Origin of the sequence: Crocosphaera watsonii WH 8501 (assembly GCF_000167195.1) — a bacterium.
Lineage (GTDB): Bacteria > Cyanobacteriota > Cyanobacteriia > Cyanobacteriales > Microcystaceae > Crocosphaera > Crocosphaera watsonii.
In genome coordinates this window covers 209,574-224,766 of the sequence record NZ_AADV02000003.1, presented here as the reverse complement: position 1 = coordinate 224,766, position 15,193 = coordinate 209,574, and the positions used below count along the sequence as shown (strand labels likewise).

At 33.8% G+C, this 15,193-nt stretch carries 8 protein-coding genes and 5 pseudogenes; 7 read left to right on the top strand and 6 right to left on the bottom strand.

Features of this window, described 5'->3' with window-relative positions; translation table 11 throughout:
* Positions 1–152: 152 nt before the first annotated feature.
* The 3 genes and pseudogenes from CWATDRAFT_RS33140 (at position 153) to CWATDRAFT_RS08120 (ending at position 4,203) form a co-directional block, all read left to right on the top strand.
* Positions 153–1,637, top strand: a pseudogene (locus CWATDRAFT_RS33140) (IS1380-like element ISCwa5 family transposase).
* A gap of 693 nt (positions 1,638–2,330) precedes the next feature.
* The gene (locus CWATDRAFT_RS08125; RefSeq protein WP_007304551.1) at positions 2,331–3,359 is read left to right on the top strand and encodes an aldo/keto reductase; all 1,029 of its coding nucleotides are present in this window, start codon (positions 2,331–2,333) and stop codon (positions 3,357–3,359) included.
* Positions 3,360–3,381: 22 nt separating this feature from the next.
* Entirely contained in the window at positions 3,382–4,203 is an 822-nt protein-coding gene (locus CWATDRAFT_RS08120) for an FG-GAP repeat protein (protein WP_007304550.1), read from the top strand.
* Positions 4,204–4,285: 82 nt separating this feature from the next.
* Here CWATDRAFT_RS08120 and CWATDRAFT_RS08115 read toward each other — a convergent pair.
* A pseudogene (locus CWATDRAFT_RS08115) lies at positions 4,286–4,558 on the bottom strand (NF041680 family putative transposase); the annotation flags it as partial.
* Between the two features lie 141 nt (positions 4,559–4,699).
* On the opposite strand from CWATDRAFT_RS08115, the gene CWATDRAFT_RS08110 reads away from it, so the two are divergent.
* The gene (locus CWATDRAFT_RS08110; protein ID WP_007304549.1) at positions 4,700–6,310 is read left to right on the top strand and encodes an IS1634-like element ISCwa1 family transposase; all 1,611 of its coding nucleotides are present in this window, start codon (positions 4,700–4,702) and stop codon (positions 6,308–6,310) included.
* Positions 6,311–6,563: 253 nt separating this feature from the next.
* Here CWATDRAFT_RS08110 and CWATDRAFT_RS08105 read toward each other — a convergent pair.
* The 3 genes and pseudogenes from CWATDRAFT_RS08105 to CWATDRAFT_RS08095 all read right to left on the bottom strand — a co-directional run.
* Positions 6,564–7,154, bottom strand: a pseudogene (locus CWATDRAFT_RS08105) (transposase); the annotation flags it as partial.
* 167 nt (positions 7,155–7,321) lie between these two features.
* A complete protein-coding gene (locus CWATDRAFT_RS08100) occupies positions 7,322–8,194 on the bottom strand; it encodes a tRNA (5-methylaminomethyl-2-thiouridine)(34)-methyltransferase MnmD (RefSeq protein WP_007304547.1) in 873 nt (290 codons plus the stop codon).
* Between the two features lie 162 nt (positions 8,195–8,356).
* Positions 8,357–9,475, bottom strand: a complete 1,119-nt coding sequence (locus tag CWATDRAFT_RS08095) for a pyridoxal-phosphate-dependent aminotransferase family protein (protein ID WP_007304546.1) — start codon at positions 9,473–9,475, stop codon at positions 8,357–8,359.
* Between the two features lie 614 nt (positions 9,476–10,089).
* Between CWATDRAFT_RS08095 and CWATDRAFT_RS08085 the strand changes: the two genes are divergently transcribed.
* Positions 10,090–10,635 (top strand): RNA 2'-phosphotransferase, encoded by a 546-nt coding sequence (locus CWATDRAFT_RS08085; protein ID WP_042711323.1) that lies wholly within the window; start codon positions 10,090–10,092, stop codon positions 10,633–10,635.
* 38 nt (positions 10,636–10,673) lie between these two features.
* Positions 10,674–11,537 carry a hypothetical protein gene (locus tag CWATDRAFT_RS08080; protein ID WP_007304543.1) on the top strand — a complete coding sequence of 288 codons (864 nt, stop codon included), beginning with the start codon at positions 10,674–10,676 and terminating at the stop codon, positions 11,535–11,537.
* 254 nt (positions 11,538–11,791) lie between these two features.
* On the opposite strand, the gene CWATDRAFT_RS33135 is transcribed toward CWATDRAFT_RS08080, so the two are convergent.
* Together CWATDRAFT_RS33135 and CWATDRAFT_RS08075 are read right to left on the bottom strand one after the other, a co-directional pair.
* Entirely contained in the window at positions 11,792–11,968 is a 177-nt protein-coding gene (locus CWATDRAFT_RS33135; RefSeq protein ID WP_232287045.1) for a hypothetical protein, read from the bottom strand.
* A gap of 293 nt (positions 11,969–12,261) precedes the next feature.
* Positions 12,262–13,887, bottom strand: a pseudogene (locus CWATDRAFT_RS08075) (IS1634-like element ISCwa1 family transposase).
* A gap of 139 nt (positions 13,888–14,026) precedes the next feature.
* On the opposite strand from CWATDRAFT_RS08075, the pseudogene pyk reads away from it, so the two are divergent.
* A pseudogene (pyk, locus tag CWATDRAFT_RS08070) lies at positions 14,027–15,160 on the top strand (pyruvate kinase); the annotation flags it as partial.
* Between the last annotated feature and the right edge of the window lie 33 nt (positions 15,161–15,193).

Below are 15,193 nucleotides of genomic sequence, written 5' to 3'. Positions count from 1 at the left end.
TAAAATCAACCCGAATTAGACAAAGATGAAAAGATAAATCAATCACTCATTTTTCCAAAAAAATTATTAATAAAATCTCTAATAGTACTAGATTGTTAGAATAAAATATGCTATAATTTAATTATTAAAGCAATTTGCCTTAAACTGATTTAATGAGTCCCAGTCATCCCCGAACCCCTCGTCAAGTAATCAACTTTAGTAAACAGAAAGGAAAAGAAATAATCGCTAATTTTGATGGGGGACTAATCACTTCAGATGCGGGGATTGTCTGGATAGCTGAGTTGGATAAAAAACTGGGAATTACCGAGAAGTTTGGTAACTGTTTTCAAGATCATTGTCATCAATCTTATGTAGATCATTCCGTTCATGAGTTATTAGCACAAAGGCTTTATGGAATTATTTTAGGCTATGAAGATGTCAATGACCATGATAAATTACGTCACGATCCTGCCCTTAAGATCGCTTTAGAAAAGCTTAATGAACTTGAAGATAAAAAGGGATGGTTAGCTGGAAAAAGTACAATTAATAGATTGGAATATTGTCCTGAGACTATTCTCGATCAAAAAACGAGTCGTTATCATAAAATAGAACCCAACTTTGAAGCCATTGAAAAATCTTTTGTCGAATTTTTTTTAGAGTCTTATAAAAAACCTCCCTTAAGTATTATATTAGATATGGATGTCACGGATGACCAAGTACATGGTAATCAAGAAGGGGCATTTTTTAATAGTTATTATCACGGAGTATGTTATGCTCCTTTATATATTTTCTGTGGGCATCATTTATTAGTTGCTAAACTTCGTTCATCTAATGTAGATCCAGCCGATGGAGCCTTAGACGAATTACAAAGAATTATCGGACTAATTAGAGAAAAATGGTCAGAGACTCATATCCTAGTTAGGGGTGATAGTGCCTATGCCCGTGAAGAAATCTTCTATTTTTGTGAAAATTAGCCTTTAGTTGATTATGTTATAGCTATGGGAACAAATGGCGTTCTTAAGTTACGAGCGGATGATGTAATTGAAAAAGCCAAACATGAATATGAAAAAAAACTAGCTCCAATAACTGAATTAATGGATAGTTTATTTCAGAAAAAAGAAGATTTAGAAGAAGTTTAAAAATTAGTACCAATTTCTACTTGGTATCGCTCTATTCGTTATAAAACAGAAAAGTCATGGAGTTGTCAAAGAAGAGTAGTGACAAAAGTTTGTTATGGAAGTGATGGCTTAAAAATGCGCCATGTGGTGACATCTTTGCCCGCTTCAAAAATTCCACCCTCAAAACTTTATACAAAAAAATACTGTCCGAGAGGCGAGATGGAAAATCGGATTAAAGAACAACAATTAGACTTGTTAGCTGATAGAACTTCAACTCAAACATTTCAAAGTAATCAACTAAGATTATGGATACATTCCTGGGCTTATGTTCTCATAAATGCTTTTCGTCAACACTGTTTAAAAAAAACTTCATTGGCTAAAGCAACTGTGGGAAGAATACGTCTAAATCTTCTTAAGTTGGGAGCCAGAATAAAGATTAGTTGTAGAAGAATTATTATCGCTATAGCTAGTGCTTGTCCTTATCAAGATATTTTGTCTATTGCTAACAAAAGAATTAAAACTATTCCTAATACTGGATAAGTAGAATAAGTTGTTTTTTAAAAAAGATATCTATCATAAGTTTTTGACTGACTGATACTTTCATTTAGTCTTATTTATCGTGGAGAAAATCAAAAGTTAATATAATTATTCCCTCTTAAACTCAATTTTTGGATAATCAAAGTCAATTTTTTTATTCATCTATATTCAAAATTTCTATTAGTCCTAAAAATTATCATTTTTCATCTCTGGATTGGGCTTTCAAATTAATTTGTGAGAAATCCGGGGTCGTTGATTTATAATTAATTAATTCAATCAAAAACCTCTCCTTTCAAGAGAAAAAGCAAAAATTTCATTTGCTTCTTTACTTTTCTCTTTTAGAGAGAGGTAATTATCCATAGAAGATGATTTATTAATTAATAGTAAATTGCTAATATTTAGCGGTTCTCCCGTATTTATGGTAATAAGGAAATGTTAAGCGATCGTAGGGTGGGTTAGGTGCAGATTTAATTTTGATAAAAACTTATAATGTTTTTATCGAAAATAGTTGGGTCTAAAACCCCGCCTTTTAAGGCGCATAGTTTTTGAAGCGGAGCATAAATCTCTGTTTCAAAAACAACTTCTGACTTCTGACTTCTGACTTCTGACTTCGTTAACCGCACCGTAACCCACCAGTCCAAATATGTAATCTGTTATACTTTCTACACCAAACTGTCGGGAGAACCTATTTAGCTAATGACAACACAACCCCCCCAAAACCTAGATAACCATCCAGAAACCTTCATTGATGTTAATTCTTCCCTCTCCTTGTCTCCCATGGGTTGTGGTACGTGGGCCTGGGGAAATCGTTTGTTATGGGGTTACGAGCAAACGATGGATCAGGATTTACAGCAAGTGTTTAACTTAGCTGTGAGTCGTGGTGTTACCTTGTTTGATACGGGAGACTCTTATGGTACAGGAAAACTCAAAGGACGCAGCGAAACCCTCTTAGGAGAATTTACCAAAGCTTATCAAGGACCCAATCAAGATAAAATTTGTCTGGCTACTAAATTAGCAGCTTATCCTTGGCGATGGACTCGTCAATCTATGGTAAACGCTGGAAAAGCTTCGGCGCAACGGTTAGGAAGAAATATTGATTTAGTGCAAATGCACTGGCCAACGGCTAATTATTTTTCTTGGCAAGAATGGCCCTTATTAGATGGGTTAGGGGACTTGTATGAACAAGGGTTAGTTAAAGGGGTTGGTTTATCGAATTATGGTCCGCAACGAATCAAACAAATAATTAAAAGGTTTACTGAAAGAAATATCCCCATCGCAACTTTACAGATACAATATTCATTATTATCCACTTACCCTGTGACAGAATTAGGGGTTAAAGAAGTGTGTGATGAATTAGGGATAAAATTAATTGCTTATAGTCCTTTGGCTTTGGGATTATTGACGGGAAAATATCAAGAAAATGGCCAGGTTCCCAAGGGGTTTAGGGGTATAGTTTTTAAGCAAATGTTGCCGAAAATTCGTCCTTTATTACAGGGTTTAGAAGAAATTGCTAAATTCAGAGAGAAAACTATGGCGCAGGTAGCCATTAATTGGTGTATTTGTAAAGGGTTTATTCCCATTCCTGGGGCAAAAACTTGTCAACAAATGGAACAAAATTTAGGGGCAATGGGTTGGCGACTGAGTGATGGAGAAGTAATGGAATTAGATAATTTAACCCAAAAAGTTGACAAGCAAATGGTACAAAATCCTTTTCAAACCAAGTAATACTAAAGCACTAACACGCCTCATGAATTTTTCTGATATAAAGGTAGTGCAATTTAATTTTTCTCTGAGTATTCTTATGTTTGGTTTAGAAAAACTTATTTATTTGCATAAAGGGAAATATAGATTATATTTTAATTCCCTCACTACTTCTGTACTGGGTTTATCTTTTGGTTTAGGTTTGGTTTGTACTAATTCTGCATCTGCGTTTGAGTTTGATAAAAAGTTAGTTGCTCCTGATGGTGCAGCGAATGATTTCTTTGGAAATCCACGTTCTGTATCATTGTCAGGTAATACTGCTTTAGTAGGTAGTTTTTTGGACGATGATAGGGGGACGAATAGTGGTTCAGCCTATCTGTTTGATGTCACCACGGGTGAGTTAGTCCGAAAGTTAACTGCCCCTGACGGTGCAGCCAATGATAGTTTTGGAGGTTCTGTCTCATTGTATGGTGACACTGCTTTGGTGAGTAGCAATGTGGACGATGATAAGGGATTAAATAGTGGCTCAGCTTATCTGTTTGATGTTACCACAGGGAATTTACTCCATAAGCTAACTGCTCCTGATGGTTCGGGTGGTGATATATTTGGAATTTCGGTGTCATTGTCAGCCAATACTGCTTTAATAGGTAGTTATCGAGATGACGATAAGGGAACTGATAGTGGTTCAGCATATCTTTTTGATGTCACCACAGGTGATTATCTTGGCAAGTTAAAGGCCCCTGATAGTGCTGCTGGTGATTGGTTTGGATATTTTGTCTCATTGTCAGGTAATACTGCTTTAGTAGGCAGTCCCTTTGATGATTGGACTTTGGACAAAAAAATTTTGTTAGCGTATATTTTACGCTAAACTAAAATCCCAAAATATCGGCTCTGTATCAGTCAATAAAATTTGCTGACAAATAGGGCTAATCTATAGATTCTGAGGAAAACTAAGGAGCTTTTAAGTTTTCAGTTGATTTTTTGCTCCCTTTCTTGATAACATCATGACGAGTTCGTGGGGCTTTTTTGTAACCTTTAATACGTCCGGAAGAAAAACCTCGACGTTTGGGAAATTTGGCGAAAGTCCCCAAGGTCGTAATTATTCTTGAAAAGTCTCTTTGAACTAGACTAGGGGTGATTTTGATGGATTTATTAGTCTTCAAATACTGTTCCCAATCACGGGGTAAAACCACAGCTAATTTTCTGGCAGCCCACAAATTTACATCCCAGATTCCGCACTTCAAAAAGTAGCATTAAATACTACAAGCCTGGGTTTAATAATTAAGTATAATTGCTTAAGCTCTTGAAGACAAAAAAGTGGGACAATTGCTTAAGTTGTTTCCTCTGTAAAAAAAGAGCGAAAAATGTCTTATTTAGAAGAAATACAAGTTAAAAATTTAGACCATTTAGGGATAGTAGCTGGTTTAATTGATGAAATAGGAATAGTCAAAATAATTAATAATAAATTAGGAATAGATGTTAGAGAAAAAATCTCAGCAGGTACAGTAGTTAAGTCTATTTTAATCAATGGACTAGGATTTGTTTCAAGACCTCTATATTTATTCAGTCAGTTTTTTCAAGATAAAGCCATTGAGAAATTGTTAGGAGAAAGAATTAAACCTGATTACCTTAATGATGATAAAATTGGGAGAGTAATGGATGAATTATATAAATATGGACTAAATGATATTTTTATTGAAGTAGTTTTAGAAGTAATTAAAAAAATTAAAATAGACCTTAAATACTCCCATTTAGATTCCACATCATTTCATTTAGATGGAGAATATAAAAGGGAAGAAGATAAAGAGAAACAGGAAGAAGAAAAAATTATTAAAGAAAGACCAATTTTTATTAAGAAAGGATATTCTCGGGATCATAGACCAGACTTAAAACAATGTGTCTTGGATTTAATAACAAGCCAAGATGGAGATATTCCATTATTTGTGAGAGTAGGAGATGGAAATGAATCTGATAAAGCTGTATTTGGAAAAGTTTTAGTAGAATTCAAAAAGCAAATAAAGTTTGATAGTATCATGATTTGTGATAGTGCTTTATATGGTCAAGAAAATCTCCAACTAATCCAACATTTAAAATGGATAACGAGAGTTCCAATGACCATAAAAAAAGCAAAAGAATTAGTGCAAAATATAGAGGTGGAAGAAGTAAAAGATGAAGATAAAGAAAAAAGAAGTGACCTAAATTTAGAAAGTTATACCTGGAAAGAAGAAATTGTTACTTATGGTGGAATCAAGCAAACTTGGTTAATAGTCTTGAGTGAAAAAAGACAGAAAAGTGATTTGGAAAAACTAGAAAAACAACTTTCCCAAGAAGAGAAGAAATCCCAAAAATTTCTTAAAGAAATACAATCTGAAGAATTTGAACATCCTCAAGCTGCTCGATATAAATTAAAAGCTATTAATAAAAAATTGAGATTGTTGGAAATAAAAGAAGTTGAACTGATTGAAACTTACTCGAAAAAAAAGGAAAAGATTTATAAAATGATTAGTCTGATCATCAAAAAAGATGAAGAGATAAGTAGAAAGACTAAAGAAGCAGGAAAATTTATTTTAGCAACTAACTTAGTAGAGGAAAATAAATTAGAAGCTAGTGAAATTCTGATAACTTATAAAAACCAGCAATCTACGGAAAGAGGATTTCGATTTTTGAAAGATCCCTTATTTTTTACTGATAGTTTCTTCGTTAAAAAACCAGAAAGAATAGAAACAATGTTATTTTTAATGTCTTTGTGTTTGTTGATTTATAACTTGGGGCAAAGAGAATTAAGAAATTGTTTAAAAAGAGTCAAAAAAGGAATAAATAATCAAGTAGGGAAAGTAACATTGCGTCCGACTTTGAGGTGGATATTTCAATGTTTTCAAGGTATTCATTATGTGATTTTAAACGGAGTTAAACAAATTGTCAATTTAACAGAAGAAAGGCGTTTTATATTGAGTTTATTACCTGCATCTTGTTAAAGATATTATCTATAAATTGAATTGGATAAAGCAAAAATAATAAAAGAATAAGAGTCTAATGATATCAAATGAGAAGAGGAAACTCTCCTTCGTTTGTGCTGAGTCTTGCTAAGTTTTCAATGAGTATAAATCTTCTTAATTTGATTATTTTTCCTAAAAATTTAATGAAAAGAGAAATATTCTTGCCCAGGTATGATTTTCGGACTTTTTGAAACTATGTATTTTTTTATACTACATTTTGAAGTGCGGAATCTGGGTTATAAAGATTATCTATTATTCTTTCTGTCTCAATTCTGGCTTGATTTAATATGCCTAAATCCGTTGGGTATTTGATGTCTGCTGGCGCACAAGTCGCATCTAAAATTAGTTTACCTTTATTTTTTATTTTTTCTCCTTTTTCTTGGAGACAATCCTTTTTTTTTACTTCTTTATCACTCTTGTCTATTTCTCTTTTTACTATTTTTTTATTGATTTTGTTTATCAATTCTCCATCAATTCTTTTCCTAAAATGAACTAGCATTGAAGATTCCAGTGGTGGCTCTTGTTGATAACAATTTAAACCTATAAAGTATTGTAGATAGGGATTTTCTCTAATCTGTTCTATAGTTTCTCTATCACTTGTTCCTAATTTTTCCTTAATAATTAATGTCCCTAATGCCATTCTAAATAGTTTGGCTGGCGCGCCTTTTTCTGCTGAAAAAAGTTTAGCATATTCTTCCTCAAAATCATCCCAAGGTATCAACTCTGCCATGATTACCCAACGATTATTGGGGGACAATTTGCCCTCGAAAGGTAATTCAAATTTTTCTGGGGGCGGTAAAGGTTGCTCCTCTTTTCGATACATTTGTTCTTGACCAACAACTGGGAGGTGTTTCTACCAATTATAGCGGTTTGTAGCCGACAAAGCTGATCTTTTTTGCGATCGCGAATATGGGTGTAACCTTTTAAAGAATAGGGTTTTGCTTTTATTCAGCAAACCCTAATTATCAATTATCCATTGTCCATTATCCGTTATCCATTATTTGACCATCTTTTTTTCCAGTGACTACTGGGTTCTAAATCACTTTTACTTTGTTCTTTTTCTCTTCTAGTTTTAATTATTTCGGCTGTATCTATTAAGTCAGGATCTCGGTAAGGAATGGCTGCACGGGTTTGTAAATGTTCTATTTCCTGTTGAGATAAGGGAGGTAAATTATTACCTTTCCAGTTCGCAATAGTTCCTGGCGATCGCCTTCCTACACTTCTGGTTGCTCCTATTTTTAACCCTGCTAATTGTAGCGCAGTTCTCACAGAAGCTGCACAGGAATAAGTGGCTAAATATCCATCTTTTCCTAAACATTGAGATACTAATTTTATAAAGTCCACTGTCCACAGTTGAGGACATTTTGGGGGAGAAAAGGGATCTAAAAAAATAGCTTCTGCTTGAAAGTTTTGATTAATTATTGTTTTTATAGTCTGTCTTGCATCCCCTAGTAATAGTTGAGCATTTAAACGATTGTTTTTAAGTTTTTGATGGTTTGCTAAACTGCTTAAGTCATCAATAACATCATCAGAAAAATTATCTAATAAGTCAGACTTTATAGCCTGTAACGGTACATTAATGTCATTTTCTAGGGCAAATAATTCTATTTTTGTCTTAGGATTAATTGACCAAATATTTTCTAAAGCAACTGCTGTATTATACCCTAATCCGTAACAAATGTCAATAATTTTAATTGTATTTTTAACAGTTACTTTTTCTTTTATTTGACAAGGTTCAATAAACTTATATTGTGCTTCTTGTTTTGCCCCTGAATGGGAATGAAATAACTCTTCAAACTCATCGGAAAAAAAGGTATAAGATCCATCATCGGTTAGTTTAGGTGTAAAGCTTTTATCTAACATTAATTCTCAAGATTAATAATTAAAATACTGTTTATGTTAAAACGTTCAGGTGGTCAAATCAGCAGTTTATTCAAAGTTTTCCTAATTTTGAATAAATTTACCCACCCTAAACAATGGCTTTTTAATCCTTCTTGAATAAACAGTTTCTGAATATGGGAAAAATTAAAGAACTTTTCTTAATGCTTCTAATAATAATAAAACATTTTCAGGACGAGAATTGTAACCCATTAACCCAATACGCCAAACCTTACCAGCTAATTCGCCTAAACCTCCTCCAATCTCTATATTATACTCTTGTAAAAGATAGCTAGAAACGGCTTTCCCGTTAACTCCTTCAGGAATACGGACGGTGGTTAAAGTAGGAAGACGAAACTGTTTTTCTACGTGACAAACTAACCCTATTTTTTCCAAACCTTCCCATAATAATTCTGCATTTTGTTGATGTCGCTGCCAACTATTTTCGATTCCTTCTTCTACAATTAAACTTAATGCTTCCCTTAAGCCATAATTCATGTTACAAGGGGCGGTATGATGGTATTTTCTAGGTTCTCCCCAATATTGATTTAATAGGTTCATATCTAAATACCAATTAGACACTGGAGTTGTCCGTTTTTGCAACTTTTCCCAGGCGCGATCGCTCATGGTAAATGGTGAAAGTCCGGGGGGACAACCTAACCCTTTCTGACTACAACTATAAGCTAAATCCACACCCCATTGATCAGCATAAAAAGGAACTCCTCCCAAACTTGTAACTGCATCAACTAATAATAAACAATTATGTTCTCGACATAACTCTCCCACCCCTTCTAAGGGTTGTCTTACTCCTGTAGAAGTCTCGGCATTAACTAATGCTAAAATAGCAGGTTTATGGGTTTCTAATGCTTCTTTTAATTCTGCTAAACTAAAATTTTCCCCCCAAGGTTTGTTTATTTTTCTAACATCTGCACCATAACGGGTGGCCATATCCACTAAACGGTTACCAAAATAACCCATAACCCCTATTAATACCACATCCCCAGGTTCAACCACATTAGCTAAACTGGCCTCCATTCCTGCGCTTCCTGTCCCACTAATAGAAATGGTTAACTCATTTTCAGTTTGCCACACATATCGTAATAAGGTTTGGATCTCGTCCATCATTTGTAAATAAAAGGGATCAAGATGTCCGATGGCAGGAAGACTCATAGCTGCTAGAATACGGGGGTTAGCATTCGAGGGACCTGGGCCCAAGAGTAAGCGGGGAGGAATGCTTAAAGGTTGGGGTTGAGAAGGAATACTCATAGTTAATTATGGCTTAAGAATAGAAACATTTTAGCAAAAAATTGATCCTTGTTTGAGTCCATAGTATTTACATTTAACGTGCAAATAGTAACACAGTCTTCTAGGCTGTAATAACTATCCTGCTTGTGTTAAGTAGGTAGGTAAAAATAAATGTAAGTTTGTAGTTAGTCCTTTAGGACCAGAAAGATAGTCATCATCAAGGCTAAAGCCTTGACTACTTACAATTCTCAAAACTTAAATGAAAAATCTATATATTGAGACATAATTATACTATTTTATTATTTTTTTCTACACCATGTTAGTATTTGATATTCTAAAAAATCAAAGTGAAGTCAAGATTATAGACCAAACAGAATGGTTAGACGAGAACATTGACCTTGATAGTTTATACGAAGTATATAAGCAAAAATATGAAAAAATCAAAAGTAAATTAATTAAAGAAATTGGTCAACCTGTGAATTATAATCACAAATATATCACAAAAATAAAGTTAGACCTGATAGAATATAGTGTTTTTAAATGGCAAAATGACTATTATATATTAGGTTATGGTCAACATGATCGAGAAACCCCAGTTTTTCTATGTTCACAGAAACTCCTTAGCTAATAAGAAAATGCAATCACAACAATTAATTAAAATCAGTCGCTTCTTATCTTATCATTTACGCCATGCTCCTGAAAAGTTGGGATTAGAGTTAGAACCTGGTGGCTGGATCTCAACAGAAAAATTACTCAAAGCTTGTCAAAACACTAAATTTACTCTAACATTTAGTGATTTAGAAACAGTGGTTAAAGATAATGATAAACAACGATTCTCTTTTAATGAAGCAAAAACAAAAATTAGAGCTAATCAAGGTCATAGTGTTAATATTGATTTACAGTTAGAGCCTTTAATTCCTCCTGTAATTTTGTATCATGGAACCCACCAAAAAGTTGTTAAAACAATTCTCAAAGAAGGACTAAAAAAAATGGCTCGTCATCATGTCCATTTATCCGAAAGAAAAGAAACAGCTTTAAAAGTTGGTTCTCGTCGTGGAAAACCAGTTATTTTTGTTATTAAGGCTCAACAAATGTCTGAGGATGGATGTATTTTTTATTGTTCTGATAATGGTGTTTGGTTAGTTGATTATATTGATCCAAAATATCTAACAATAAAATAAAGTTATAAATTATTATTTATGTTAATCTTTTTAAGACCATGACACAAGAAAAATTCCCTGCCAGACTCCATATTCTTATTGCGAGAAAAAGCCAAAAAGCTCTTATTATTAGAAGAGGCCCATCTAAACAAACTTGTATTATTGGTTGGGATAGAAAAAGTAATAGTTTTCGGGTATCTCAATGGTTAAAAGGACGCATTTATGAAAGAAGATCCGATATATCTCCTGATGGAAAATACTGGATATATTTTGCTATGAATGGGCAATGGGGTAGAGGTGTGGGATCATGGACTACTATTGCAAGAGTACCCTGGTTAAAAGCGATCGCCTTTTTTCCTAAAGGTGACTGTTGGTTTGGTGGGGGTTTATTTGTGAATAATAATTCTTATTGGTTAAATGATGGTCCTTATGGTCATGATTTTGAATTAGTTTTTGATAAGAATAATTATCACTTTTTTGATACGAAGGCAGTTAAAAGAAATACAAATTATCGTCCCCCTAACTATTATGGTGGGGAGTGTCTGAATGTTTATTATAATCGACTGCAAAGGGATGGTTGGAAGCTAATTGAAAGTTCAGAAAAAGCATATTTAAACAGTGAAACTATCTTTCAAAAAGAACTATCTAAGCAATGGATGTTACAAAAAATAGGTCATGAACAAGTCGGTTCACCTCCAGGAAAAGGTTGTTATTGGGATGAACATATTGTTTACAATCAAACAGGAAAATTATTAGTTTATCCAGACTGGGAATGGGCAGAATGGTTGGATAAATCAATTTATTATGCAGAAAACGGTTGTCTTTATCAAGTAAAACTTAAAAGTTCTAATCAACTTAGTGAACCTCGGTTACTTCATGATTTTAATAATTATACATTTGAATGTAAACAAGCTCCCTATTAACTATAGCAGTACAAATAAAGATTATGACATTACTTTCAGCAATTAATAATTAATTATTGACTATAACAATCACCGAATGATTCATGAGAACGTCGAGATCCCCCCTTCAGTTCCCCCCTTTGTAAGGGGGGCAGGGGGGTTGGGGGGATCATAATTCACTTAATTCTCACAACTGATAACTGATTACTATATCAACTCTTAATTATTAACTATTAACTATTAATTATTAATTATTCGGTAAGGTGGGGAGGATGTCACGCTATTTCAAACATTGCGCCTACTGTCTCATTGAAAGATTGCACTAACTCAACAATCTCTGAAGCGTCTGTATCTCCAAAGACACCATCTAAACCTTCATAATGTAGATCCATAAAGGGAGTTTCATAGAGTAATCCCACATCCATGACACCATTCTGGGTTAAATGGTCAATAATGGTTTCTATAAAGCGAATTTGACTGGCAGTTAAGTTGGTTCCTTGTAACCCAGATTCCGCACTTCAAAATGTAGTATAAAAAAATACATAGTTTTAAAAAGTCCGAAAATCATACCTGGGCAAGAATATTTCTCTTTTCATTAAATTTTTAGGAAAAATAATCAAATTAAGAAGATTTATACTCATTGAAAACTTAGCAAGACTCAGCACAAACGAAGGAGAGTTTCCTCTTCTCATTTGATATCATTAGACTCTTATTCTTTTATTATTTTTGCTTTATCCAATTCAATTTATAGATAATATCTTTGACAAGATGCAGGTAATAAACTCAATATAAAACGCCTTTCTTCTGTTAAATTGACAATTTGTTTAACTCCGTTTAAAATCACATAATGAATACCTTGAAAACATTGAAATATCCACCTCAAAGTCGGACGCAATGTTACTTTCCCTACTTGATTATTTATTCCTTTTTTGACTCTTTTTAAACAATTTCTTAATTCTCTTTGCCCCAAGTTATAAATCAACAAACACAAAGACATTAAAAATAACATTGTTTCTATTCTTTCTGGTTTTTCAACGAAGAAACTATCAGTAAAAAATAAGGGATCTTTCAAAAATCGAAATCCTCTTTCCGTAGATTGCTGGTTTTTATAAGTTATCAGAATTTCACTAGCTTCTAATTTATTTTCCTCTACTAAGTTAGTTGCTAAAATAAATTTTCCTGCTTCTTTAGTCTTTCTACTTATCTCTTCATCTTTTTTGATGATCAGACTAATCATTTTATAAATCTTTTCCTTTTTTTTCGAGTAAGTTTCAGTCAGTTCAACTTCTTTTATTTCCAACAATCTCAATTTTTTATTAATAGCTTTTAATTTATATCGAGCAGCTTGAGGATGTTCAAATTCTTCAGATTGTATTTCTTTAAGAAATTTTTGGGATTTCTTCTCTTCTTGGGAAAGTTGTTTTTCTAGTTTTTCCAAATCACTTTTCTGTCTTTTTTCACTCAAGACTATTAACCAAGTTTGCTTGATTCCACCATAAGTAACAATTTCTTCTTTCCAGGTATAACTTTCTAAATTTAGGTCACTTCTTTTTTCTTTATCTTCATCTTTTACTTCTTCCACCTCTATATTTTGCACTAATTCTTTTGCTTTTTTTATGGTCATTGGAACTCTCGTTATCCATTTTAAATGTTGGATTAGTTGGAGATTTTCTTAACCATATAAAGCACTATCACAAACCATGATACTATCAAACTTTATTTGCTTTTTGAATTCTACTAAAACTTTTCCAAATACAGCTTTATCAGATTCATTTCCATCTCCTACTCTCACAAATAATGGAATATCTCCATCTTGGCTTGTTATTAAATCCAAGACACATTGTTTTAAGTCTGGTCTATGATCCCGAGAATATCCTTTCTTAATAAAAATTGGTCTTTCTTTAATAATTTTTTCTTCTTCCTGTTTCTCTTTATCTTCTTCCCTTTTATATTCTCCATCTAAATGAAATGATGTGGAATCTAAATGGGAGTATTTAAGGTCTATTTTAAATTTTTTAATTACTTCTAAAACTACTTCAATAAAAATATCATTTAGTCCATATTTATATAATTCATCCATTACTCTCCCAATTTTATCATCATTAAGGTAATCAGGTTTAATTCTTTCTCCTAACAATTTCTCAATGGCTTTATCTTGAAAAAACTGACTGAATAAATATAGAGGTCTTGAAACAAATCCTAGTCCATTGATTAAAATAGACTTAACTACTGTACCTGCTGAGATTTTTTCTCTAACATCTATTCCTAATTTATTATTAATTATTTTGACTATTCCTATTTCATCAATTAAACCAGCTACTATCCCTAAATGGTCTAAATTTTTAACTTGTATTTCTTCTAAATAAGACATTTTTCGCTCTTTTTTTACAGAGGAAACAACTTAAGCAATTATCCCACTTTTTTGTCTTCAAGAGCTTAAGCAATTATACTTAATTATTAACCCCAGGCTTGTAGTATTTAATGCTACTTTTTGAAGTGCGGAATCTGGGTTAGAAGAATGGAAGGGGCAAGAGAATACCGTGGGGATCGATTATCCTTATGTAGCCGAAGAAGCCCAACCTGGGACACAAGTTTTGTTAGACGATGGCCTACTAGAGTTAGGGGTAGAAACCGTGGAAGGCAAAGCAGTGACTTGTAAAGTCATTGAAGGGGGCATTCTCAAAAGTCATAAAGGGGTTAACTTTCCCTCTTTGAATTTACGACTGCCTTCTATGACAGAAAAGGATAAAAAAGACTTGGAATTTGGTATTTCCCAAGGAGTGGATATCATTTCCCTGAGTTTTGTTCGTCAAGCAGCCGATATCCAAACCCTCAAAGCCTTTTTAGCAGAGAGAAATGTAGATATTCCGGTGTTAGCGAAAATCGAAAAACCCCAGGCCATAGAACATTTAGAGGCGATCGTGGATGAATGTAATGCCATTATGGTAGCCCGTGGAGACTTAGGGGTGGAGATGCGCCCTGAGAAGGTTCCCTTGTTGCAAAAGCGTATTATTCGGATGTCTAATCAAAAAGGCATCCCCGTGATCACTGCGACGCAAATGTTAGATAGTATGATTCGTAACCCTCGCCCTACCCGTGCCGAAGCCAGCGATGTAGCCAATGCTATTATTGATGGTACTGATGCAGTTATGCTTTCAGGAGAGTCAGCGGTTGGAGATTTTCCTGTGCAAGCGGTGAATATGTTAGCCAGTATTGCCCGTGATGTTGAGCCGGAAATTACCTTTGCTAATTATCCCCCAAGAAATCGAGATAAGGCTCATGCTTTATCGGAGGCGATCAATGCTGTGGATCAAGTGCTGGATCTGCAATGTATTGTAGCCTTGACAGAAACAGGATATTCAGCCAAATTAGCTGCTGCTGAGCGTCCCAAGGTTCCCGTGGTAGCTTTGACTCCTAGCATAGAGGTTTATCACCGTCTTAACCTAGTTTGGGGAGTACGTCCGGTTCTGTTTGAATACGATGACTTAACCTTAGAAGACTTAGTTAAACAGATGGACTCCTTATTGTTAGAGAGAAATTTCGTAACTAAAAGGGATCAAGTTTTGATTTTGGGGGGTTTACCCTTGAGACAAGCCAGAAGTACCAGTTTCCTTGATATTCATACCATTGGCGAGCCAAATTAGCATAAAAGCAGGACGCAAACCCTGCGTCCTAAA

Excerpts from the sequence above, each read along its gene's own strand:
- CWATDRAFT_RS08100 (WP_007304547.1), bottom strand. The coding sequence starts at position 8,194 with ATGTTAGATAAAAGCTTTACACCTAAACTAACCGATGATGGATCTTAT.
- CWATDRAFT_RS08095 (WP_007304546.1), bottom strand. The coding sequence starts at position 9,475 with ATGAGTATTCCTTCTCAACCCCAACCTTTAAGCATTCCTCCCCGCTTA.
- CWATDRAFT_RS08110 (WP_007304549.1), top strand. The coding sequence starts at position 4,700 with ATGTCTTATTTAGAAGAAATACAAGTTAAAAATTTAGACCATTTAGGG.
- CWATDRAFT_RS08080 (WP_007304543.1), top strand. The coding sequence starts at position 10,674 with ATGACACAAGAAAAATTCCCTGCCAGACTCCATATTCTTATTGCGAGA.
- CWATDRAFT_RS08120 (WP_007304550.1), top strand. The coding sequence starts at position 3,382 with ATGAATTTTTCTGATATAAAGGTAGTGCAATTTAATTTTTCTCTGAGT.
- CWATDRAFT_RS08085 (WP_042711323.1), top strand. The coding sequence starts at position 10,090 with ATGCAATCACAACAATTAATTAAAATCAGTCGCTTCTTATCTTATCAT.
- CWATDRAFT_RS08125 (WP_007304551.1), top strand. The coding sequence starts at position 2,331 with ATGACAACACAACCCCCCCAAAACCTAGATAACCATCCAGAAACCTTC.